Origin of the sequence: Isoptericola croceus, assembly GCF_029382255.1 — a bacterium.
GTDB classification, from domain to species: domain Bacteria; phylum Actinomycetota; class Actinomycetes; order Actinomycetales; family Cellulomonadaceae; genus Isoptericola; species Isoptericola croceus.
Genome location: NZ_JARLLG010000006.1, coordinates 1 through 23,464 on the forward strand (window position 1 = coordinate 1; position 23,464 = coordinate 23,464).

Annotated in this window: 18 protein-coding genes; 10 read left to right on the plus strand and 8 right to left on the minus strand. The window is 70.8% G+C overall.

What is annotated here, in order from left to right; translation table 11 throughout:
- Nucleotides 1-119: 119 nt before the first annotated feature.
- From PZC42_RS13465 to rlmC, 6 genes are all read left to right on the plus strand, one after another.
- Nucleotides 120-527 carry a RidA family protein gene (locus tag PZC42_RS13465; protein ID WP_277211962.1) on the plus strand — a complete coding sequence of 136 codons (408 nt, stop codon included), beginning with the start codon at nucleotides 120-122 and terminating at the stop codon, nucleotides 525-527.
- 261 nt (nucleotides 528-788) lie between these two features.
- Nucleotides 789-1,085, plus strand: coding sequence for a hypothetical protein (locus tag PZC42_RS13470; protein ID WP_277211964.1), 297 nt, complete (start codon nucleotides 789-791; stop codon nucleotides 1,083-1,085).
- Between the two features lie 62 nt (nucleotides 1,086-1,147).
- Nucleotides 1,148-4,093 (plus strand): ATP-binding protein, encoded by a 2,946-nt coding sequence (locus PZC42_RS13475; RefSeq protein WP_277211966.1) that lies wholly within the window; start codon nucleotides 1,148-1,150, stop codon nucleotides 4,091-4,093.
- Nucleotides 4,094-4,126: 33 nt separating this feature from the next.
- Nucleotides 4,127-4,723 carry a DinB family protein gene (locus PZC42_RS13480; RefSeq protein WP_308199838.1) on the plus strand — a complete coding sequence of 199 codons (597 nt, stop codon included), beginning with the start codon at nucleotides 4,127-4,129 and terminating at the stop codon, nucleotides 4,721-4,723.
- Nucleotides 4,720-5,148, plus strand: coding sequence for a VOC family protein (locus tag PZC42_RS13485; RefSeq protein ID WP_277211968.1), 429 nt, complete (start codon nucleotides 4,720-4,722; stop codon nucleotides 5,146-5,148). Before PZC42_RS13480 ends, PZC42_RS13485 begins: the two co-directional genes overlap by 4 nt.
- A gap of 10 nt (nucleotides 5,149-5,158) precedes the next feature.
- Entirely contained in the window at nucleotides 5,159-6,442 is a 1,284-nt protein-coding gene (gene rlmC, locus PZC42_RS13490) for a 23S rRNA (uracil(747)-C(5))-methyltransferase RlmC (RefSeq protein ID WP_277211970.1), read from the plus strand.
- A 44-nt stretch (nucleotides 6,443-6,486) separates the two neighbouring features.
- On the opposite strand, the gene PZC42_RS13495 is transcribed toward rlmC, so the two are convergent.
- From PZC42_RS13495 to ddaH, 3 genes are all read right to left on the minus strand, one after another.
- Nucleotides 6,487-7,959, minus strand: coding sequence for a zf-HC2 domain-containing protein (locus tag PZC42_RS13495; RefSeq protein WP_277211972.1), 1,473 nt, complete (start codon nucleotides 7,957-7,959; stop codon nucleotides 6,487-6,489).
- A gap of 142 nt (nucleotides 7,960-8,101) precedes the next feature.
- The gene (gene ocd, locus PZC42_RS13500; RefSeq protein ID WP_277211974.1) at nucleotides 8,102-9,169 is read right to left on the minus strand and encodes an ornithine cyclodeaminase; all 1,068 of its coding nucleotides are present in this window, start codon (nucleotides 9,167-9,169) and stop codon (nucleotides 8,102-8,104) included.
- A complete protein-coding gene (ddaH, locus tag PZC42_RS13505) occupies nucleotides 9,166-10,140 on the minus strand; it encodes a dimethylargininase (protein WP_277211976.1) in 975 nt (324 codons plus the stop codon). The genes ocd and ddaH overlap by 4 nt, the downstream gene beginning before the upstream one ends.
- Nucleotides 10,141-10,262: 122 nt before the next feature.
- Here ddaH and PZC42_RS13510 point away from each other — a divergent pair, with 122 nt between their 5' ends.
- Complete coding sequence (locus PZC42_RS13510; protein ID WP_277211978.1) at nucleotides 10,263-10,706, plus strand: Lrp/AsnC family transcriptional regulator; 444 nt, start codon at nucleotides 10,263-10,265, stop codon at nucleotides 10,704-10,706.
- A gap of 91 nt (nucleotides 10,707-10,797) precedes the next feature.
- Here the strand turns inward: PZC42_RS13510 and PZC42_RS13515 are convergent, their stop codons facing one another.
- The 4 genes from PZC42_RS13515 to PZC42_RS13530 all read right to left on the minus strand — a co-directional run bounded on the left by PZC42_RS13515 (nucleotide 10,798) and on the right by PZC42_RS13530 (nucleotide 16,474).
- Nucleotides 10,798-13,095, minus strand: coding sequence for a 5'-nucleotidase C-terminal domain-containing protein (locus PZC42_RS13515; RefSeq protein ID WP_277211980.1), 2,298 nt, complete (start codon nucleotides 13,093-13,095; stop codon nucleotides 10,798-10,800).
- Nucleotides 13,096-13,175: 80 nt separating this feature from the next.
- On the minus strand, nucleotides 13,176-13,562 hold the full coding sequence (locus PZC42_RS13520; RefSeq protein WP_277211982.1) for a DUF3817 domain-containing protein: 387 nt from the start codon (nucleotides 13,560-13,562) through the stop codon (nucleotides 13,176-13,178).
- 127 nt (nucleotides 13,563-13,689) lie between these two features.
- Complete coding sequence (locus PZC42_RS13525) at nucleotides 13,690-14,397, minus strand: hypothetical protein (protein ID WP_277211983.1); 708 nt, start codon at nucleotides 14,395-14,397, stop codon at nucleotides 13,690-13,692.
- A gap of 79 nt (nucleotides 14,398-14,476) precedes the next feature.
- Entirely contained in the window at nucleotides 14,477-16,474 is a 1,998-nt protein-coding gene (locus PZC42_RS13530; RefSeq protein WP_277211985.1) for a thioredoxin domain-containing protein, read from the minus strand.
- Between the two features lie 140 nt (nucleotides 16,475-16,614).
- On the opposite strand from PZC42_RS13530, the gene PZC42_RS13535 reads away from it, so the two are divergent.
- Nucleotides 16,615-18,021 (plus strand): site-specific integrase, encoded by a 1,407-nt coding sequence (locus PZC42_RS13535; RefSeq protein WP_277211987.1) that lies wholly within the window; start codon nucleotides 16,615-16,617, stop codon nucleotides 18,019-18,021.
- A 76-nt stretch (nucleotides 18,022-18,097) separates the two neighbouring features.
- Nucleotides 18,098-21,706 (plus strand): anti-phage protein Upx-like protein, encoded by a 3,609-nt coding sequence (locus PZC42_RS13540; protein ID WP_277211989.1) that lies wholly within the window; start codon nucleotides 18,098-18,100, stop codon nucleotides 21,704-21,706.
- A 95-nt stretch (nucleotides 21,707-21,801) separates the two neighbouring features.
- Here the strand turns inward: PZC42_RS13540 and PZC42_RS13545 are convergent, their stop codons facing one another.
- The gene (locus PZC42_RS13545) at nucleotides 21,802-22,041 is read right to left on the minus strand and encodes a hypothetical protein (RefSeq protein WP_277211991.1); all 240 of its coding nucleotides are present in this window, start codon (nucleotides 22,039-22,041) and stop codon (nucleotides 21,802-21,804) included.
- 233 nt (nucleotides 22,042-22,274) lie between these two features.
- Here PZC42_RS13545 and PZC42_RS13550 point away from each other — a divergent pair, with 233 nt between their 5' ends.
- Nucleotides 22,275-23,420: an SIR2 family protein gene (locus tag PZC42_RS13550; protein ID WP_277211993.1), complete on the plus strand. Its 1,146-nt coding sequence runs from the start codon at nucleotides 22,275-22,277 to the stop codon at nucleotides 23,418-23,420.
- The last annotated feature ends 44 nt before the right edge of the window (nucleotides 23,421-23,464 follow it).

The window sequence follows — 23,464 nt, forward strand, 5'->3', positions numbered from 1 at the left end:
GGGGGCGCGGCGGGGGGGGTGGGGGTGGCCCGCGGGGCCGCCCCGCCCGCCCCCACCCCCCCCCGACTGCCGCTCAGATCGGGGGTGCTCCCGTGGGTCGGCCGATCTAGCCTGCCGGCATGACCTCCGTCCGGCTGCTCGATGTCCCCGGCCTCGCGCCGACCGCCCCCTACGCCTACGCGGCGACGACCACGGGTGACCACCGCCTCGTCCAGCTCGCCGGCGCGTGCCCGCTCGACGCCGACGGGCGGACCGTCTCCCCCGGCGACGTCACCGCCCAGACGACCCAGTGCCTCGACAACCTGGTCACCGCGCTCGACGCCGCCGGGGCCGCGCTCACTGACGTGCTCGGGACCCGCGTGCTCGTCGCCACGACAGACCGCGGCGACCTGCACGCCGCCTGGGACGTGGTGCAGGACAGGTTCGCCGAACATCCCGTGCCGAGCACCCTGCTGGGGGTCACCGTGCTCGGGTACCCGGACCAGCTCGTCGAGATCGAGGCGTGGGCCGCCGTCGCCCCCGGCTGAGCGGTCGGCATCGCCGACCTCCGGCCCCTGCGGTCGGCAGCTTCAGCTCCTGTCGGCAGCTGCAGCGACCGACCAGAGCCGAAGATGCCGACCGGAGCAGGCGCCTGAGCCACCTCAGGGACGCCCGGCCCTGGCTGAGGCACTCGTCTGAGGTACCCCGGCCGACCAGGACTGGGCGACCGGACGATCCGCCGGACCCCACCTCAGCACGAGTGTGGAGTCATGCCGGAACGACCGGTGGCACCACGAGGGGACACGACGATGCAACTCCACGGACCCGCCTTCGAGGCAGAGCTGGCCTACCGACGTGAGCGTGCGGCGCTGGCCTACGGCGCACCGACCCTGTGGACCCGGTGGCGGGCTCGCCGGGCCGCCCGCCGCACCCAGCGGTCCCAGGCCCTCGCCGCCCGGGCGCGCGACTCCGCCGAACGTCTCGACACCGTGGGCGGCCGGACCGACGCGACCACGTGGGAGGCCCGGATGCTCCGACGGGCCGCCGAGATCGAGGCGGGGATCGCCGCCCTGCGCCCGCAGGACCACGCGCGCCGCGCCGCATGACGTCCGAGGCGGCGGCAGGAATTCCCTCTGCCGTTGTCGGTACCAGGTGGGACGATGCCTTGGTGCGACGGTCGTCCCAGATCCCCCTCATCGCCCGCGAGCAGCAGGTCGCCGAGTTCCGCCGGTCGTTCGGCCGCGCGGCCGACGGCGAGCCGGGCGTGCTCCTCGTCGGTGGCGACGCCGGCGTGGGCAAGACGCGGCTGGTGACCCACCTGGCCGCCACCGCCGCGGGGGCCGGCGGGCGCGTCGTCGTCGCGCACTGCGTCGACCTCGGCGAGATCGGCATCCCCTACCTGCCGTTCACCGAGGCCCTGGGCCACATCCAGCGGCGTGCCGGCAAGGACGGCGACGACGTCGCGGCCTGCGTCGCCGAGCTGGTCGCCGAGCGCCCCGCTCTCGCCCGGCTCCTCGACCCCGCCGGCCCGCGCACCGCCCAGGACGACCAGCACGCGGAGCGGCTGCCCCTGCTCGACGGCGTCGCGAGCGCCCTCGCCGCGGCTGGTCGTCCCGGAGCACCCCTGGTCCTCGTCATCGAGGACCTGCACTGGGCCGACCCGTCCACCCGGGACGTGCTGCGCTTCCTCGTGACGCGCCTGCGCGCCGAGAACCTGCTGCTGGTGCTCACCTACCGCAGCGACGACGTCGACCGTCGCCACCCCCTGCGTCCGCTCCTGGCCGAGCTGCACCGCTCCGAACGGGTGGACCACCTCGAGCTCGAGCCGTTCACCGCCGGTGAGCTGCGCGACTTCACCACGGCGCTCAACGACGGCCCCTTGCCCGAGGGCGACTTCGCCGAGGTGCAGCGACGCTCGGAGGGCAACGCGTTCTTCGCCGAGGAGCTCGTCGCCGCGGGGCTCGCCACCGGGACCCTGCCCTGGTCGCTCGCCGACGTGCTGCACGCCCGCATGCAGGACCTGGAACCCGGGGTGCAGCAGCTCGTGCGGCTCGCGTCGGTCGCCGGTCGCCAGGTGCGCGAGGACCTCCTGCGCGCGGCCGCCGAGCGCACACCCGAGCTCACCGACCCCGCGGCGACGGCCACCGCGCTGCGCGACGCCGTCGCCCACCAGGTCCTCGCCGTCGAAGGTCCCCACCTGGCGTTCCGCCACGCCCTCCTCGCCGAGGCCCTCTACCTCGACCTGCTGCCCGGCGAGCGCACCGCGATGCACCTGTCCTACCTCGCTGCGCTGCTCGACTCCCCCGAGCTCGGCTCGGCGGCGGAGCGTGCCCATCACGCCCAGCAGGGCCACGACCTGCCGACGGCGCTCGCGGCGTCCCACGACGCCGCCCGGCGTGCCCGCGACCTGCTGGCACCCACCGAGGAGCTGCGGCACCTCGAACAGGTGCTCTCGCTGTGGGACTCGGTGCCGGACGCCGCCGCCCGGGTCGGGGCCGACCGCGTCGACGTAGCGCTCGACGCCGCCGGCGCGGCCTCGCGCGGCGGGCAACCGCACCGCGCCGTCCAGCTCGTCCGCCGCGCCGTCGAGTCGCTCCATGACGACCCGCAACGTCAGGCGAGCCTGCGACACGTGCTGGCCCGCTACCTGCTCGAGGTCGAGGAGGACGTGAGCGAGGCGAGCCGCCAGACCGATCTCGCGCTCGAGGTGCTGCCGGCGGACCCGACGGAGGACCTGGCATCAACCCTCGCCGTCCGTGGACGGATCGAGATGAACCGCGACGACGACGCCGCGGCCCGCGGATTCCTGGAACGGGCGATCGACGTGGCCCACCGGGCGGGGGCGTCGCACGCCGAGGCTGACGCCCTCGCATCGTTGGCGGTCCTCGAGGTCGGCGACCCGGACACCGCGGCCCGTCTCATCGAGTCCGCGATGGAGCGCGCGATCGACGCCGGCAGCCTCAGCGCGGAGATGCGCTGCCGGTACAACCTCGCGACGACCTGGTACTACGCGGGCCGGTTGGATCGTGCGGCGGACCTGCTCCATCGCGGGCTGGCCCGGGCGGAGGAGACAGCGACGACCCGCAGCTCCGTCGGCATCTCGATGCGGATGATCGCCGAGCTCCTGCGCTACGTGCGCGGCGACCTCTCGGCGGCACCGCCCCGGGACGGGGTCCCCGCACTGGAGGCCATGGTGCTGGAGAGCGCGGGCCTGTACGCCGCGGTCGCGCGCGGCGACGAGCGCGCCCTCGACCGGGCAGCCGCACTGCAGAAGGACTGGCACCTCGACGGGTTCATCGCGCTCACCTCGGGTGGGTGCCGCATCGACGCCCTGACCTGGGCGGGTCGCTACGACGAGGCCGTCGAGCTCGCCGAGGCCGTCGTCGAGCACCTCGGTGCGGTGTGGAGCACGTACTTCCTCGGCCGCATCTGGATCTCCGCCCTGGCCCTGGCCGCGTTGGCCGACGCCGGGGAGGAGGCCGCCGCCGGCGGTGCCGAGGCGCGGCAGACGCAACGGTGCGCGGCGGGAGACGAGCTGCTCGCGGTCGCCCGCGAGACGGCGGAGCGCGGCCGTCCCCGCGGTGGCGTCCTCGGGCCCGAGGGGCGCGCGTGGCTGCGCCGGGCCGAGGCGGAGCACGCCCGCCTCGTCGCCGCCACCAACGGGACGCCCGCCGATCCGGCCGTCTGGGAGGCGGCCCTGCAGGAGTTCTCCTACGGCTACCGCTACGAGGCCGCACGTTCCCGCTTCCGCTGGGCCCAGGCGCTACGGGCCGCCGGCGACCGTACCGCCGCCGAGCTCGAGGCGGTCGAGGCCCTGAGCGAGGCGCACGAGATGGGCGCACGCCCGCTGGCCGACGCCGTGCTCGCCTGGGCCCGGCGCGCTCGCATCGCGGTCCCGGGGACACGCCGGGAGACGTCCACGCTCACCGAGCGCGAGGAGCAGGTCCTCACCCTCGTCGCCCAGGGGCTGTCGAACCGGCAGATCGGCGAGCAGCTCTACATCTCCACGAAGACCGTGAGCGTCCACGTGTCCAACGTGCTCGCGAAGCTGGGGGTCTCCGGCCGGGCCGAGGCCGTCGCCGTCGCGACCCGTCGGGGCCTGCTGACCGTCTGACCCCGCGATCTCGACCTGGCGAAGGAGCCCTCGGTGAACACCCTGCCCGACACCAAGCAGATGCTGCTGCACTACCTGCGGGAGATCCGCGCCTCGCTCCTGTGGAAGGTGGAGGGGCTCTCGGAGCGGGAGCTGCGCATGCCGCGCACCCCCACCGGGACCAACCTGCTCGGGCTGATCAAGCACGCCGCCAGCATCGAGGCCGGCTACTTCGGGGAGGTCTTCGGGCGGCCCTGGCCGACGCCGGAGGAGGTGCCCTCGGACGCCCAGCTCGAGGAGGACCCCAACGCGGACTTCTACGCGACGGTCGACGAGTCCACGGAGCAGATCCTCGACCTGTACCGCCGTGTCGCGGAGTTCGCCGACACCACCATCACGGAGCTGCCGCTGGACGCGCCCGGCCACGTGCCGTGGTGGGGAGAGCGCGGGGACGTCACGCTGGAGCGGATCGTCGTGCACGTCGTCTACGACCTGAGCCGGCACGCCGGCCATGCCGACATCCTGCGCGAGGAGGCCGACGGCGCCGTCGGCCTGGTCCCGCGCGCCACCAACATCCCCGACATCGACCAGGCCGCCTACGTGACCAAGCTCCGCACGATCGCTGAGCAGTTCCCCGCGGAGCTGGCATGACCACCCCGCCGCCCGGACCCTTCCCGACGATCCGACAGGTGGTGCTCGACACGACCGACGCGCGCGGGCTCGCCGAGTTCTACCGCCAGATGTTCGGCCTGACGTACCGCCCCGGCGACGAGCCGCCTGCCCCGGGCGAGCCCGACCCGCAGGGCGTGGACTGGCTCGTGCTGCGCTGCCCGGGAGTCGACCTGGCGTTCCAGCAGGTGGCGGCGCTGGCCCCGGCCACCTGGCCCGAGGGCGAGGTCCCCCAGCAGCTGCATCTCGACACCACGGTGCCGGACGTCGCGGAACTCGATCGTCAGCACGAGCGCGCGCTGGCGCTCGGCGCGAGGCTGCTCCTCGACCGGTCGGACGACCCCGACGAGCCGTTGCGGGTCTACGCCGACCCCGCCGGGCACCCGTTCTGCGTGTTCGTGGGCTGACAATGGTCCGGTGCAGTGCCACCACTACGACGCCGGCCGATGCCGCTCGTGCACCCTGATCGAGATCGACCGCCCCACGCAGGTGGCCGGCAAGGAGGCGCACGTCCGTGAGCTGCTCGCCGCGTACGACGACGTCACGTGGCTGCCGGCCGTCACCGGCGCAGAGAGCGGCTTCCGCAACAAGGCCAAGATGGTGGTCACCGGCACGGTCGACGAGCCGGTGCTCGGGATCGTAGGCCCGCCCGGCCCGTTCGCCGGGCAGAGCGTCGACCTGACCGACTGCGGCCTCTATCCGCCGGCTCTGCAGGCGGCGTTCGGCCCGCTGGCCGAGCTGGTCACCCGCGCCCGGCTCCAGCCCTACGACCTCTCGCCTGCCCCGGCGCCCGACGGCGGTGGGCCGGGCACTCCTCGCCGTCGCAAGGTCACCCCGCGCGACGCCGCCCGGCGCGGCGAGCTCAAGCACGTCCTGGTGACTCTCTCGCCCGACGGCGAGCTCATGGTCCGCCTCGTGCTGCGCTCCACCGAGGCCGTCGCCCGGGTCCGCAAGCACCTGCCCTGGCTGCAGGCCGCGCTGCCGGGACTGGCGGTGCTCAGCGTCAACGTCCAGCCCGCTCACGCCGCCGTCCTCGAGGGCGAGCAGGAGATCGTGCTCACCGAGCGCGAGACGCTGCCGATGCGGGTGGACGGCATCACCCTGCACCTGCGCCCGCAGAGCTTCTTCCAGACCAACACCGAGGTCGCCGGGGCGCTGTACCGGCAGGCCCGTGCCTGGGTGGACGAGGTCGACCCGGGATCGCTGTGGGACCTGTACTGCGGGGTCGGTGGCTTCGCGCTGCACTGCGCGGCGCCGGGCCGGCAGGTGACCGGTATCGAGATCTCGGCGGAGGCCGTGGCGTCGGCGACCACGACGGCGGGCGAGCTCGCGGCGCTACCGACGGACGCCGTCGTCGGCGGTCAGGACGCTGCGTGGTGGCGTGCGGCGATGGCGGACGTGCGGTTCTCCGCCGGGGACGCGACGGGGTTCGCGCTCGGGACCGACGCGGATCCCGAGCTGGTGGTGGTCAACCCGCCGCGGCGCGGGATCGGGCCGGAGCTGGCGCGGCGGCTGGAGTCGTCGAACGCGCAGCAGGTGCTGTACTCGAGCTGCCACGCGACGACGCTCGCGCGTGACCTGGCAGAGATGCCGTCGTTGCGGCCACGGCGTGTCGTGCTGCTCGACATGTTCCCGCAGACGGACCACTACGAGGTGCTGGTGCTCCTCGAGCGCGAGGTAGCGCACGACCTGGCCAGGTAGCGCACGGCCCGGCGAGGTAGCGCGAGATTTCGCGAGGTAGCGCGTCAGCCGTGGTCCCAGAGCCGCAGCACCGCGCCGGGCTCTGACCCCGGCTCACCGCTGACCGTCACGTCGACCGTGCCCCGCTTGGCGTTCGCGGTCCACACCCGCCAGTGGCCGCCCCACCCGAGCTCCGCCTTGGTGTAGCCCTCGACCGGTCTGACCGTGACGATCTCCGCGCCGCCGGTCGGCACCACGCGGAACCAGCAGATGCCGCGCACCGTCAGCGTGATCGTGCGCTCCTCCGGTTCCGGCGGGAGCGGGGGTGCGGTGGACGTCGGCGACGGGCTCGGGGTCGGCGACGGGCTCGGGCTCGGGGTCGGGGTCGGGCTCGGGGTCGGGCTCGGGCTCGGCGACGGGCTCGGGCTCGCTGCGGGTGGCCCGGACGTCACCGCCGTGGGCTCCGGCCTCGGGACGGGGCCGACCGTAGATTCCTTCGTCCGCTCGGGCTCCGGCTCCGGCTCGGGCCCCGGCTCCGGCTCGGGCTCCGGCTCGGGCTCGGGCTCCGGGCCACGTCCCGGCGCAGGCTCCCACACCGTCTGGGGCTGGGGTTCGGCCGCGGGGCCCGGCTGGTCGGACGGCGTCGGTGACGGTTCCTCCGACGGCGTCGGCTCCGGTGTCGGGTCGTCCGACGGCGGCACGGACGGCGCGTGCTCCTCGGTGGCGACGGGAGGGGCCGGGGTGTCGTGCGCCTCGGCGACGACCGGTGGCCGCACCTCCTCGGCGCTGCTCTGCAGGTCTGCGACCACCCACCCCGCCGCGACGACGGCCACCACGCCGAGCCCGACGCCGGCCGACGCGGCGACCGGGCGGCCGAACAGCTCGCGCAGGCCGCGCGCTGCCCACTCCCAGGCTGCTGCGAGCCCGGCCCCGGCCGAGCCGAACCAGCCGAGCAGCCCGGCGGGCGTGGCCGCGGCACCGGCCGCACCGACCACGACCGGCACTCCCGCGCCCGCCACGGCCAGGCCACCGGCGAGCAGCGGCGCCGTGTCCCGCAACGCCCACGCGGAGTGACGCACGTCGATGAAGGATCGCATGCATCCCGCGCAGCCGAACAGGTGGTCCTCGAGCATCTGCCGCCGCCCGGCTCCGAGCCGGTGGGTGACGTAGTCGTGGAGCGCACCGCGCGTCTCCATGCACTGCCGCAGGCCGGGACTGCGGGAGTGCGCCGCCGACAGGGCACGCGCCAGGCGATCCTCGGCGGCACGCAGCCGCCGGGCCGCCGCCCGGACGTGGAGGCCCAGCTCGCGGGCCGCGTCCTCGATGCTCCGGCCGAGCACGTGCTGATCCCAGAGCAGCCGCTGGTCGTCGTGCGGCAGGGTCGCGAGCGCCGTGCGGACGACGTCCGGGTCGGTGGAACCTGCGGCACCCGGACCGTCCCCGCGCCCGGCCGCCTCCGCCGCCGCTCGCATGCGCTGCACGGCCTCGTCGGTGGTGGGACTGCTCGACGGGGCCGAACCCTCGTCGCTCGCGGTCATGCGGTCCCTCGTTCCGTGCTGTCACCTGGGCGCCGGCACGACGCGGAGCGCCGTGCCGGCGCCATTCTGACAGCGCGCGGGGCGGTCGGTGAAACTCACCGCTCGGAGGCAGACCGTGAGGCGGTGGCGGTGGCGGTGGCGGTCAGGGCAGCGGCTGCAGCACCTGCGCGGCCACGAGGGACCACAGGTCCTTGGGGTCGTCCGGGTCGGCCACCAGCTCCACCTTCTGCAGGAGCCCGCGCGTGGCTGGATCCGCGAGCATCGCCGCGTGCACGTAGCGCAGTGCGGTCCAGTCCTCGACGGCGAACCCCACGGAGTCGAACACGGTGACCTGGTCGCCGCTGGTGCGCCCGGCCTTGTCCCCGGTGAGGATCTCCCACAGCTCGGTGACCTCGGAGTCCGGCGGGAGCTGCTGGATCTCTCCCTCGATCCGTGTCTGCGGCTCGTACTCGACGACGACGGCGGTCCCCGGCGCGGTGAGGATGCTCGCCTCGAGCTCCGTCTTGCCCGGGCAGTCGCCACCGATGGCGTTGATGTGGACGCCTGCGGCAGCGGCAGCGAGCATGTCGTGGGTGAGTACGGTGGCGTTGCGCTTGTCAGCGGTGCAGGTGGTGATGACGTCGGCACCCGTCACGGCGTCGGCGGCGCTGGTGGCCTCGTGGACCTCGAAACCGAGTCCACGGGCGTTGCGCACGAGCTTCTCGCGGGCCGCGGGGTCGACGTCCCATGCCCGCAGGTGCGTGACTCCCAGCGCGGTGCGCATCCCGAGCGCCTGGAACTCGGCCTGGGTGCCGGTACCGAGGAGCGCGAGCGTGCGCGAGCCCGGTCGGGCCAGCGCTCGGGCGGCGAGGGCCGACGTCGCAGCGGTGCGCAGCGCGGTGAGCAGCGTCATCTCGGCGAGGAACGTCGGGTAGCCGTTGTGGACGTCGGCGAGCACGCCCAAGGCCGTGACGGTCTGGAAGCCTCGCGACGGGTTCAGCGGGTGACCGTTGACGTACTTGAAACCGTAGGTGACGCCGTCGGAGGTGGGCATGAGCTCGATGACGCCCTCGGCCGAGTGCGTGGCGACGCGCGGGCGCTTGTCCAGCTCGGGCCAGCGGCGGAAGTCCGCCGCGAGGGCGTCGGTCAGCTCGGCGATGATGCGCTCCGGGCCACGGTCGGCGATCCAGCGGGCGGCGGCGGGCACGTCCAGCAGGTCCACGGTGGTCATGCTCGGGCCTCCTTCGCGGGGGTCGGGTCGTCCTGCATCGCCGGTACGGGGCGCAGCTCGAGAGTGCAGCACTTGACCGAGCCACCGCCCTTGAGCAGCTCGGACAGGTCGATGCCGACGGGCTCGAAGCCGCGCTCGCGCAGCGCGGCGTGCATCCCGGTGGCGCGGTGGGTGAGGAACACATGCCGTCCGTCGCTGACGGCGTTGAGTCCGAGCACGGCCGCGTCCGCCTCGTCCGCCTCGATCGCGTCCGGGTAGCGCTCGCGCAGGACGGCCCGGGACGCCGGGGTGAAGGCCTGCGGGAAGTAGGCGATCTCGGCCCGGGTGCCGCCGTCGGGCACGGTGCTGCCGGACGCCGTGCTGAGCACCGTGAGCGCCGTGTCCAGGTGGTAGAAGCGCGGGTCGACGAGCTCGAGGGTGAGGACCTCGACACCGAGCCGGTCGGCGACCTCCGCGTGCGCGGCACGGGTGGTGCGGAACCCGGTGCCGGCGAGCATGACCTCGCCGTCCCACAGCAGGTCGCCCTCCCCCTCGTTGCGCTCGGCCGCCTGGCCGAGGCTGACCATGCCGCGCGCGGGGCCCGACTCGCGCAGCCACGCCTCGTACGCGGCACCCTCGGGCTGGCGTTCCGGGTACGTGAACCGGGCGGCGAGCGCCTTGCCGCCGACGACGACGCCGCCGTTGGCCGCGTAGACCATGTCCGGCAGGCCGGGCACGGGCGAGATGACGTCGACAGTGTGGCCGCGGTCCTCGTAGGCCGCCTTGAGAGCCTGCCACTGCACCACGGCGTGCCCCGTGTCGACCGGCACGGTGACGTCCATCCACGGGTTGATCGCGTAGACGACGTCGAAGTGGACGGGCGGGCACATGAGGAAGTGGCGCGAGGTGGCGGTGCGGTCCCCGGGCGCGGGCCGTGCGGCGGGCAGGGTGTCGTGCGCCGCAGGGGCGGCGTGAGAGGTGGTCAACGTCATGCCGTGACGGTAGGTGGCCGGGCGTTGCCCAAGATGTTCTGAATCCTGCGCATCAACGGCCAAATCTGCAGCTTTCGATACCCTGGACGCAACGAAGCGTCGTTTTGATGAGGGGGCATCCCGTGGACGAGACCAACCGCAAGATCGTGGGCCACCTGCTGCGTGACGGGCGGGCGTCCTTCGCGGAGATCGGCGAGGCCGTGGGGCTCTCCGCGCCCGCGGTGAAGCGGCGGGTCGATCGCATGCAGGCCCGGGGCGAGATCTCCGGGTTCACCGTGCGGGTCTCCCCCGAGCAGCTCGGCTGGCGCATCGAGGCCTACGTCGAGATCTTCTGCCGGGGGAACATCTCACCGGCGGCCCTGGAGCGGGACTTCGGCCCCATCCCCGAGGTGGTTCGTGTCGACACCGTCACCGGCGAGGCGGACGCGCTCGTGCAGATCATGGCGGACTCGATGGCGGACGTGGAGCGGATCGTCGAGTCGTTCCGCGTCGGGGCGCGGGTGGACAAGACGCGCACGGCGATCGTCATGTCCCGCGTCATCGACCGCCCAACCCGCGCCGACTGACCCCCAGAGCGTTGTGGGCGGGATTTCTGGGCCTCAGATATGCCCAGAAGGGGCATATCGGGCCAGAAATCCCGCCCACAACGTTCAGTGGTCAGGGTTGGAGGGTCCAGGGGCCCCATGGCGAGGCGCCCGGGGCCTGGTTGCGGGTCCACCACTGCGCCTCGTACCGGGACCCGTCGTGCTCGACGACGTCACCCGCGGTGAAGACCCGCGACGACGTCCAGACCGCGACGCCGCCGTCGGTCTCGGCGATCTCCTGCCACGAACCCCACGGCGAGGCGCCCGGGGTCTCCTGGGTCCACCACATGGCCTCGTAGACGGCGCCCTCGAAGGTCACCTGGTCACCGGTCGTGTACACCGCGCCCGATGTCCAGTCCGGCTTGCCGCCCTGGGCCCGGACCTCACCCACGACGATCTCGGTGCCGGTGCTCTCGCCGACCAGCGTCAGCGTGCCCGCCTCCTTGGGCAGCTTGAGCTCGACCATGGCGGCGCCCGTCTCGTCGTACGGGTCGCTGCCGACCGTGCTGTCGACGGCGAACCGGCCGATCTCCTCGCCGTCCAGCGCCACCACGAGCTCGTCGTCCGTGACGTCGGCTGCGGTGGACATCGACCAGGAGGACACGTCGAACGCCGTCTTCTTGCCGGCCGTCAGCTCCTCGTTCTTGCTGAACGACACCCCGACGGCACGCTGGCTCGCGTCGACCTCGAGCGGGGACTCCCCGGCGTGCTCGGCCATGTAGTCGACGAACGCCGACAGGTCGATCCTGCCCGTGTCCCGGGCGGCGGAGCCCTCGGTGAAGATCCGGAAGTTGTCACCGCCGGAGGCGAGGAACGAGTTCACCGTCACCGAGTAGGACGCACCCGCGTCGATCGCCTCTCCGTCGAGCCACATCCCGGTGACCCGGTCGCCGTCGGTCCGCGACGGGTCGTAGGTGTAGGTGAAGCCCTCGGAGACGCCCAGCCGCAGGAACGGCCTCGAGGGGACGTTGCCCTCGGCGTCCCGCTGCCACTGCTGCTCGAGCACCACCTTGACCTGCTCGCCGGTGAGCTGCATGTTCACCAGGGTGTTGGCGAAGGGCTGCACAGCGGCGGCCTGCTTGTAGGTGACGGTGCGCGGGAAGTCGGCCCCGGCTGCGCCGGCCAGGTCGGCCCGCAGACCACCAGGGTTCATGAAGGCGATCTGCGCGGAGCCGGCCTCCTCTGTCCGGGTGGCCCACCGCTGCACCTCGGCGACGAGGTTGCCGAGCGTGGACTCCCCGCCGCGGTTCTCGGCGCGCACCGGGTTGCCCTGGGAGTCGGTGGCGGTGAGCTGTGCACGGTTGAAGGCGCCGGCGATCTCGCCCAGCGGTGCGGCGCCGAGCTCGTCCGCCACCTCGACGGCGTCCGCGACGATCTGCGCGACCTCGGGGTCGGCCGGGTAGTTGCCGAGCAGGGGCAGCACGTCGGTCTCGAGCCCGAGGACCTCGCCGGACTCCGGGTCCATCGAGAAGACGAGCTGGTTGAGGTTGACGCCGTAGTCGCCGCCGGAGACCACCGGACGCTCGGTGACCGCCCGGTCGGCCCAGTCCGCGACCGGCACGCGGCAGTCGTACTCCAGGTGGGTGTGACCGGTGACGATGGCGTCGACGTCGCCGTCGAGCCCGGTGACGACCTCACCGAAGGAGCCCTCGGTGATCTGGGCGCAGTCGTCGGTGACGGCACCCTCGTGGATCAGCGCGACGACGAGGTCCACACCCTGCTCACGCAGCACGTCGGCCTCGTCATTGACGGCCTGGGTGATGTCCGTGAACTCGAGCCCTGCGATGCCGTCGGGGCTCACCAGGGACGGCATGTCCTCGGTGAGCGCACCGACGAACCCGACCTCCACGCCACCGACCTCGGTGACCCAGGACGGCGGAGTGGCGTGCTCGCCGGTCTCACTGTCGATGATGTTGGCGGCGATGTACTGCCACTGCGCGCCGCCGTAGGGGTTGTCCTCGGCGTCGTACTCCGCCATGACCCGGTTCGTCAGGTCGTCGTAGCCGCCGTCGAGCTCGTGGTTGCCGACCGCCGAGACGTCGAGGCCCGCCGCGTTGAGGGCGTCGATCGTCGGCTTGTCCTGCTGGATGAAGGACTCGAACGTGGAGGCACCGATGACGTCCCCGGCCGAGGCGAAGATCGTGTTCGGGTTCTCGGCGCGCAGCTCCTTGACCGCACCGGCCAGCACGGCCGCACCGGCCGAGCCGCCGAACGCGTCCTCGAGGAGGCGGCCGTGGAAGTCGTTCGTCTGGAGGATCTGGATGTCGACCGGGTCGGCGGCCTGGGCGGGCGCGGCGCCGACGGTGACGACACCTGCGAGTGCGAGTCCGAGGGTCGTGACCCCGGCCACCCGCTGGCGAACAGTCTGCATGGGTGTGTGTCTCCTGTGATCGTGTGCTTGCGGTCACACTATCCAGGGTCGTGGGCGCGCGGGAGCTGAACGGGTAAAGATCAAGAAAACTGCGGTCGTCGCTCGGGTGCTCCGGGGATCTGCGCGGGAGCGCTGAGTCGTCCCGTCCGGCGCAGCCACCACTCGGCAGGCACCGTGGTCAGCGGCGGGACGGCGGCCGCGAGCGCCACGAGCGTGGGCCACACGCCCCAGCGGTGCTTCAGGGCGACCACCAGCGCGACGACGACGTACGCCACGAACGCCGCGCCGTGCAGCCGACCGAACAGCCACACGCCCGCGTCGGTGGTCTCGGTGACGTGCTTGAGGAACATCCCCACGAGCAGCCCGGCCCAGGTGAAGGCCTCGATCCAGGCGACGACGGCGTAGAGGCGGCCGGCGCCGGAGAGCTCGGGCTTGGCGTGGGTCGCGGCGGCGACGGGCGCGGGCATGCAGGGGGTCCTTCCGGGGCGGGTGGGGTCGTCGGGACAACGCGCCACGGGATGTCGGGGTTCCCGCCGCCGCCTGTCGGTAGTTCGTCACGGAGTCGGTAGGTCGAGCTGCCGACTCCCCGACGAACTACCGACCGGCGGCATCTCGCGCGGGGTCGAGCGGAAGCAACCGGCCGAGCCTCGTGAACGCGGCCGGCGTCGCGGTCATCCACTCGAGTCCTCCGCCGGTGTGCTCGTCACCCCGGACGACCGTCTCACCGTCGCCTCGTGGCGGCTCGCCCCAGAACGGGTTGCCCGGCACGGGCAGGGGAGCCAGCTCCCCAGCCACCACCTCGACGTCCACGGCACTCGCGTCCAGGACGGCGCCGCCGCGTACCGCCCCGGCGAGCTGACCCAGCGGGCCGGTGCGAGACCCGGACCACGCCGCGACGAGGGTGTCGCTCAGCACCATGCCGTGCAGCACCGTCGACAGCGGAGCAGGACCGAGGGGGAATCGGTCGTCGCCGGTCGAACCCCTTCCTTCGCCGTCCACCAGCACCGCCCAGGCGCCCTGGTTCTCCCTCCACACCACCAGACCGCCGTCCTCGACCTGCAGGTTCGCGGGCGTCGACGGGCGGTCCTGGACGGGGCGCAGACGCCGCCCCACGAGGGTGAACCACTCGACCAGGGCCGTCGGAAGCTCCTGTCCCGCCCGCTGCTCGCACGCCTCGATCTCGTCCGGCGTGCTGCCGTCACCGTCGGTCAGGGGATCGGCGAACCACCAATCGAGCACCGCGGCCAGCCAGCTCCACCGGTCGGTCGCGAGCAGCCCGAGCCGCTCGGAGGAGAGCACCATGACCCCAGCCTAGGGCGACGCGGTAGTACGTCCCGCCCCGCGGTCGTGCTCTGCGGGTACTTCCGGGCGGCCGGGGGTACTACCCCGGTGAGCGGGTGAGCGCCGCCGCCAGCTCCGCCGTCGTCGTCATGGGCCGGTCGCACACGAAACCTCGGCACACGTACGCGGCCGGGCCGCCGCCCACGAGGGGTCGGTCGGCGAGCAGCGGCACGCCGTCCGCGTCGGGCTGACCGTGCACGACGACGGCGCCCGCCACGGGCGCACGGCGGGCGGTCCGCGCCAGCTCGGCCGCTCCGGGGCCGGTGCCCACCACGGCGACCTGCACCGGCCCGGCCGCCAGGGCCTCGGCCGCGGCGAGCGCCCACCCGGCGAACCGTGGCGCCTGCCGGGCCAGCATCCCGGACGCGGCGACCGCCGACTCGGCAGCGGCCCGGTGCCGCGACGACCCGGTCAGCGCCGCGTACGTCACCAGCGCGGCGGCGAGCGCCGACTGCCCCGACGGCTCCGGGCCGTCGCTCGGGTCGCGCGGGCGCACCACGAGCCGCTCCGCGTCGTCGGCCACGTCGTAGAAGCCTCCTCCGCCAGAGTCGGCGAAGTGCTCCAGCGCCACGTCGAGCACCTCGCCCGCGGCCGAGAGCCAGCGCGCCTCCCCCGTCGCCTGGTGCAGCGCGAGCAGACCCTCGGCGAGGTCGCCGTGGTCGGCGGCCACCCCGGCCGGTGCCCCGACGACGCCGTCGCGAGACGCCCGCCGGAGTCTCCCGTCGACGACGTGCCGGTCGAGCAGCAGTTCCGCGCAGGCGCGCGCGGCGTCCACCCAGGCGGGCTCCTCGAACAGCGCGCCGGCATCGGCGAGCGCCGCGACGGCCAGGCCGTTCCACGCGGTGACGACCTTGTCGTCCCGGGCGGGCTGCGGCCGCTCCTCCCGGGTAGCGAACAGCCGGGCGCGCACCGGTCCCCACCACGCGGGGTCGGGGTCCGCGGGCAGCTGGAGCGTCGACGCCCCGTCCTCGAAGGTGCCCGCCTCGGTGACGGCCAGGACCTCCGCGGCCCGGGCGCCGTCGTCGTCCCCCAGCACGTCGCGCAGCTGCTCGGGGGTCCAGGCGTAGGTGAGGCCCTCGACGCTGCGGCCGTCCACGACGGTGTCCGCGTCGAGCGCGGAGGCGAAGCCGCCCTCGGCGGTGCGCAGGTCCCGCAGGAGGAACTCCGCGGTCTCGCGCACGACCCGCTCGGCGAGAGGCGAGCCCGTCGCCCGCCACAGGTGCGCGTAGACGCGCAGCAGCTGGGCGTTGTCGTAGAGCATCTTCTCGAAGTGCGGCACCACCCAGCGCGCGTCCACGGAGTACCGCGCGAAACCGCCGCCGAGCTGGTCGTAGATTCCGCCGCGCGCCATCGCCTCGCAGGTCTGCTCGGCCAGCGCCAGGGCGCCCGTGTCACCGGTGCGGGCGTGGTGGCGCAGCAGGTGCTCGAGCGTCATCGACGGCGGGAACTTCGGTGCCCCGCCGAACCCGCCGTGGACCCGGTCGGCGTCGCGGGCGACGGCGCCGACGGCGGACGCGAGCGCCGCGTCGTCGAGCGGTGCGCCGGGCAGCGGTCCCGTCGTGCGGGCGATCGCCTCGGTGACGGCAGCACCGTGCTGCACGACGGCGTCACGCCCGTCGGCCCACGCGTCGCGGACCGCGCCCAGCACCCCGAGGAAGTGCTCGCGCGGGAAGTAGGTGCCGCAGTGGAACGCCTCGCCGTCCGGGGTGAGGAACGCCGTCATGGGCCAGCCACCCTGCCCGGTCATCGCCTGGGTGGCGGCCATGTAGACGGCGTCGACGTCGGGGCGCTCCTCGCGGTCGACCTTGATCGGCACGAACGACGCGTTGACGACCGCGGCGACATCGTCGTCCTCGAACGACTCGTGCGCCATGACGTGGCACCAGTGGCACGCCGCGTACCCCACGGAGAGCAGCACGGGGACGTCGCGGCGGCGGGCCTCGGCGAACGCCTCGGGTCCCCACTCCCACCAATCCACCGGGTTCTCCGCGTGCTGAAGCAGGTAGAGGCTCGTTGCCGCCGCCAGTCGGTTGGCCATGAACTGTCACTCCTGCCAGTGATGCCTGCATCATCAACTCTTGAATGATGCAAACAAGTGATGCAAACTTTTCGATGGGAGGCGCTCCGCACAGCGAGTCGTGAGGAGTGCCGCCTCCCAGCCTAGGAGGGGTGGTGGCGATGGCATCACGCGGGAAGTCCACCCTGCTCGCCCAGGGCAAGGAGCGCCGCACCGCCGGCAGCCGGTGGCCCTGGCGGGTCCGTCTCTATGGCCCGACGCCAGGCGGCAACGGATACCAGGTGATCTTCAAGGCTCCGGCGGGCGAGGGCGAGCCGTGGAAGCGTGTGCTGCGACGTGCCAGCACAGAGGAGGTGGCGCGCAAGATCTTCGCCCAGGCCGAGGCTGCGCTCGACACTGAGCAGTCGACACCGGTCGGTGCGGATGTCCGAGCGGCCCGCACGGTCCGGACGCTCGGCGAGGAGTTCCTCAAGGACAGCACCGAGCGCGGCAAGGGACCGCGGACCATGGAGCAGCGCGAGTCGCGGCTCCGGGCGCACATCCTGCCGACGATCGGTGACGTGCCGGTGACGAAGTGGCGGGTCGAGCACAGTCGGAAGGTGATGGAGAAGGGCTCGAAGACGATCTTCTCCACCCGTGGTCGCGAGGACCTCCGGGGACAGCTCGCGGCCATGCGCAAGCTCGCGTGGCGCTTGGGCTGGCTGGACCGGTCGATCGACCCGTTGGACGGTCTGGAGATCGGGCGGGCGAACGTCCTGCACGGCGCCACGGCACAGTACGTCGACCCGCGGCTGCGCCCGGAGACGCGTCAGGTGAAGGCGATGGCCGACGCCGCCGACAGGCTCTGCGGCCCGGAGGGCACCGACCCGCTGATGACCCGGCTGCCACTGTTCGGCACGAAGATCCGCGTCGCCGGCTTCGGCGGTCTCCGCCTCGGCGAGCAGAACGCGCTCCGCGCGATCGACGTCTTCTTCGACCGTGGCTACGTCCACGTCAACGGCTCGTGGACGACCCCGAGACACGCGACCGGGTTCCGCGGCCCGGTGAAGAACCACACCCTCCACGAGGTGCCGCTGCCCAAGTCCCTGATGCACGAGGAACTCCTCCCCCGCGTGAAGGAACTGCTCGGACTGCCCGCAACGGCGTCACTGCAGCAGGTGGTCAACGCACAGGAGGAGGAGCGGCAACGGCGAGCGGACCTCGCCGCGCGGGAGAAAGACAGAAGCCTCGCCTGGTGGAACTACCCCGTCCCTCCTGAGGACGAGTTGTGGCTCTTCGTCGACACCGTGACGGGCCTGCCGGTGAAGCCCGAGATGCACAACGACCGCTGGCACCGAGTGCGGAAGTGGGTCGATGAGCACGACCCGGACAACGCCTGGCCGCGGACTATCGTCTACCGCAACCTCCGCCACCACGCCGCGACCAAGTGGTTCCACGAGGAGCTCGGCGAGTCCTGGGAGGTCGTCGCGCAGTACCTCGGCGACAAGCTCACCACCGTCCTGAACCACTACGTCCGTGCCGGCGAGGACGCCTTGCGGGACTCGGTCAGCAAGCTCTCGGAACGCTGAGCCACGCCCTTCACCGATTCCAGGCTGGGCCCCCGCGCCTCGGGAATATGTCGGTCGTTCCTGCCACGATTAGGACGTGACCTTCATCCGGACTGACAAGGTGCCGTCGAACCTCGACGGCCCCGCGCTTGTGGCGGCCGCATCGGGGCTGATGCTGCTTCCCGAAAATGCATCGAGGCACGTTCGCCTTCATCGACTGGCCGCTTTGGGGATGGCCTTGCCTAACCAAGGCGCTGCGCCAGCGAGCCCGAGTGCCGTCCGGTCACTATTGAAGCGCGACGACATCGGCGGCCAAGCCGTCCTGGTGCAGGAGGACCCATACAGCGAAGTACTGGTTCAGAGCATCTCGTTCTTCGGTGGTGACTACCTCGTCTCGGCCGGGGCCGGCGAGCACGCAGTGGCCGATCTGGAGAATCTGCTTGACGCCATGTTCCGCGAACCCTGGATGCCGGACGATATGGGCAAGCCCGCCCGCCAACTTGTCCAGGCGCTTCTCGCCATCAGCGATTTGGTCCTTCGCCGGGCAGGCCTCGAACGGGGAACCCCGCCGGGCGGGTCTCCACGCACCCCGGTAGACGTCCCCGGCGCCAAGAGGTTGAAGAGACTAGTCGACGCAACCTTCATCTCAAACGACCAGATCGACACCTTTGGCGACTGGCTACGAATGGTTGTCGACACGTTTGCCATCGACCCTGGCGACTTGGTAGACCCCTGCGCCGACGACATCACCGATGACCGGCTGTACGTCAGCCCCTTCCTCAGGCTCAGCGACGGCTACCGCCTGATCCTGCCACTCGATCTGGCGATCACAATCCGGTTTCACCTCTTGCGGTTTGCGCAGCAGTCAGGCCAACTCGAAGAGCTTGGCAGACGCTGGCGGGGTTCGGTCCTCCGTCGATTCCAGCGACTCCTGGCACCTGGGACAATCCTAACCCCCATTGAGGAGACGGTCGCCGCAAGCCGCTATCTCGTCGAAATCGACAGCAAGCGCCACCTCCATGTCGTCCTCGCCACCGACGCGCTTGTCGGCTGGGGGCAGGAGGTCTGGGGCACGTACAACACTCGGCAGGCGTTGACCCAGATCGAAGCCTTCGTCAGCCCGAAAGCCCGTGCGCAGTACTCGACAGCCGAGGAGTTGGTCCATCTCGTCCTTGTCGACAGCCCAGGACGAGGGGCGTTCTGGGGCGTCCCGAACATCGAAGGATCGGATCCGATGCTCATCGCCCGAGCGGACGACGTCGAGGTAATGATTCACCAGGAGCGGGACGGACTCCTGGGACTTCTCCTGTTCGTGCAGGCCGTCGAACGCCGACGTGGCAGGTCGATGTCGACCGACATCCTCGATGAGTTCTCCTCGTACGTCGAGCGCGACAGGTCGTTCTACCTCTCGGACGACGGGGTGCCCGACTTCATCACATTCCAGACCGGCGACGGGCTGTACCCGCGACTCAAGCACTACTCGGAGACCGATAGACATGGGGTCGTCGCCCCGGCGCCAAAGGGTCCCATCGTCCAGGCCTCTCGGCGCTACCCCAAGGACGCCCCTGGGATCTTCATCATCGAGCCATCGAGTTCATATCTGGGGTACGTCGTCGAACTAGGCGACCAGGACGTCTTCGTCACAGTTGACCTTGATCACGGCGAGCTCGCCAGCATGGCGCTGGATCTCCTCGAAGCCGTCGCATTCTGGGTCTGGGAGTGTGCAAGGCAGCTGAATGCCACACCGACCACGCCGGTGACGGAGATCGAGCTGCACCTTGGAGATCCCAGCGCCTGGTCGAACGTTCGTGACTGGTCGCCGGATGAGCCAGCAGTTCGAGCCGTGCCGACCTCGACTGGGTTTCGCCTGGAGTTCTCCGAGGCTTTCGTCGCTCTACTACAGGAGAGTGCAAACACTGCTGAGCGGGAACTCGTGCGAGCCCTCTTGGCCACACTCTTCGAAGTGGGGAACCCAGCTCTGACCGACTCCGTTGACGAGGTTGCGCCATCGGGGCCAAAGCGCATGCTGAATGCGTTCAACCAGAACGACTCGCCGGACATGCTGGCTGCAGGTCTCCCCCGACCCTTGACCGTCCACGAGCAGGCAACCGCCCAACTTCTCGATGAGCTCGGCGAGTGGCTGCGATCTCCAAGTGGTGGACGGTTCTCTACCGGGGTGCCCCAACCTGACGGCCGGGTTCCACTGCTCAACGCGGCGGTTGAGCATCTCTTCGGTCTCTTGGAACAGGAAGTCGCGAAGTACGGCAGCCGCCAACTCCTCGACTTCCTCATCGCACAGAATGAGGCTCTAGTACACGATTTTAAGTTCAACGAACTCATGCTGAGATCGCGACTCGCATGCTTCGGCGAGAAGTCAGACACCGTGGACGACTTGGTCCAGCAGCGCACGTCGACGTCGCATGCACATCGCGCAAACCGGTTTCTCATCGAGTATGTCGCCGCACAGCCACCAACGGGAGAACACCGGATGGAGGATCTCGACTACATCAGGCTCCTCGCCATCGCCAACGAGATCGTCGAGCGAGGGACAACGTCCGACTTCCTAAAATACAACCTGGCCGACTTCGAGGTCTCGATCCTCGGTTCGGGGCGCCTGGGCGTCAGCAGGGACGAGCCCGTCATTCAGGCCATGAACGCGTACGCCAACCATGCGGGCATGCGGTCGATTCGCGAGGCACAAGAGCAAGACTCGGGCGACAGCGCCGAGGACCTCGACCTGGCCGCATTCATCACCGAGAGCGATGAAGCGATGCGAGCGGAGTTCGGCTTCACTTTGACCGACCTTCGTGAGGTCTGTGGCGGCCTGCTCGACTTGGCGACTGCCGACCACGTCTCGCGAATCCCGCGCGCCGAAGCGCAGTCCAAGATCGCCACCGCGAGAAGTCTGGCGACCGATGTCGTGGCTGCCGTGCTCGACGAGATCACGCTGACGAGTCGCGAGTCGTTCCTCAGCATCGGTCCGGACGCCTACCCGTGGCGGTTCAGCCGCAACATGTCCTACATCCGCCGGCCCGTGGTGCAACAAGGGGATGAGTTGGTGATCGGATTCCGGAGCATCTACCGGCTGGGCCCCTACTGGGCGGACAGCATGCTGTCTGGACGTCTGCAGAGCCGGGCGAAGACCGCGGAGATGAAGCAGTTCATCTCCGCGGCGCGAGGAAGGGTCACCGAATCGTTCGCACGATCGGTTGCAGCGAAGCTTGAGCGGCTCGGGATGACGACGAAGACATCCGTGAACAAGATCGGGCAGCATCTGCTCGTCAACTCGAAGGGTCAGGTCCTCGGAGACGTCGACATCCTTGCATCACACCTACCGACTCGGTCCATCCTGGCAGTGGAGGCGAAAGACTTCGAGATCGCTCGGACCCCAGCCGAGATCGCTGGCGAGTTCGAGAAGCTCTTCAGAGGAAAGAAGAGGAAGAAGTCAACAGTTGAGCTTCACAGTCGGCGGCTGGATTGGCTCCGAGAGAACCTCGCCGACGTGGTTCGTAGCCTTGGCGAAGATCCCGATGACGGCCCGTGGCACGTCGTTGGAACCATCGTCACCAGCGACCCGCTCGTGACCCCGCTAGTGGAAACGAGTCCGCTTCCGGTCATCCCGCTCGTTGACCTACAGATCGAGACGCTGGAACTACGGGCGTTGGGCAACCGAGACTCAACCCGACGTAAGCGCCGGAAACGGTAGTCAGAATCGGGATATAGCGGTTGCCCCATCTGGTGCGGCCCCAAAGAGGGTCATAGGAAGCAGCACGACACTTCGGGCGTACGTGGAAGGGACCGTCAGGTCGCTGGGTCACCCCCGCTCGAAGCCCCAAGCTCAGCGGCGACTCGGGCTGCAAGCTCTGCGTCGGCGTGAATCCGGGCTACGACGACGTCGGCGACCTGGTTGACGTCCAGCGGCCCGGAAACGTCGACCTTCACGTCCTGCGGGTACTGGTAGTCAGCTCGGTGGTCGTAGGCGCTCTCGCCGTTGTCTCCGTAGGCGGTGAGCACGTGGTCGAAGACCAACTGGACCTTCATCGTGAAGATGTCCGGCGTGTACGGCTCCTCGGCAGCCCTTCGTCCAACACCCGTCGGATCGTGCTGTTCACGTCGTAGGTCATCGCCACCTTGCGACGCCAGTCCTGGACCAGCTTGTCGTGGAGGTGCTCCAGAAGCTCCTTGGCGCTCGCCGACGATTCGTAGGGCAAATCGGGTCATGCCGTCCGGAACCACGGCAGGGCAGCGCGACCTCCTACACTTGAGCAGTGTCCATGGAGCCGACCGAGTCCGCCAGCACCCCGTCAGGCTTCGGCACCTCCGACCCGGAGCTCACCAATCGGGTCTTCCTGCTCGGCGCCGGGTTCTCCAAGCCGGCCGGGCTTCCGCTTGCCACAGAACTGCTCGACCGAGTCGTCGCCGTTGCGCAATCACGATGGTCTGTGGACGGGAGCAGCCACCTTGAACGTGATCTGGAGCGATACGAGAAGTTCCTGCAAGACACTGACCCCGGACGAGCCTTCGACTTGGAGGAGTTCGGTGCGTGGCTCGACTGGGAGCACACACTTCGGCTGCGTGGGTCCGACACGTGGGCCGACGAAGGCAACGAGTCCACACTGCAACTTCGCTGGGCCATCGGGCACGTCCTGCACAATGCGACACCCACCGATCTCCCTGAGCTCTACTTGGACTTCGCGAGGCGCTTGACGACATCAGATGTCGTCCTGACCTTGAACTACGACCGCCTCATGGAACGGGCGCTTGACGAAGTCGGACTCCCGTATCGAAGGTTCCCGGCGAGGTTTTCAGAGGTCTACGACACCCACTGCGTCGTCGACAGCGATCATCCACCGGAGTTGTTGCTGTCGAAGCTCCATGGCTCCTTGGACTGGGTTCAGCTGCCGATCCACCCCAAAGCCACACTCGAGGTTGACTCCCTGGTCGAAGGAGTACGGCCAAGCGATGACCCACTCCTGGGAGTCGGCGTCATTCCGTCCGCCACGCTCGACTACTACTACAACGACGCGAACGCTTGGTGGCGCAGTCCGCCCACCCTCATGGCACCATCAACCGCGAAGCCGCTGGCTCGGTCGACACTCGTACCGCTGTGGGACGGCATCCTCCCAATGGCGTACATGCGGGGAAGTTTCGCCACTATCGGGTGCTCTCTGCCAGCCGGCGACCCCTACGTCCTGAGGGTCGCGCACCACATCGCGACCGAGATCGGCGCGAGCATCGACCAAGCCAACGAGTTGCCATGGCCGCAGACGCGTATGAAGGTCGTGGATATGCGCACCGATCGGGTCGCCGTCCACGAGCTTCGGGAGCGTTACCGGTTCATGCCCTCTGCCCACACCGACTTCATCCTCGATGGCTTCAGCCTCGACACCTTGGATCAGATCCTCCCGTCAAGGTCGTAGGGGCCGACGTTCCCGGTGATGAAGTCAAGCTGGATCAGCAGACG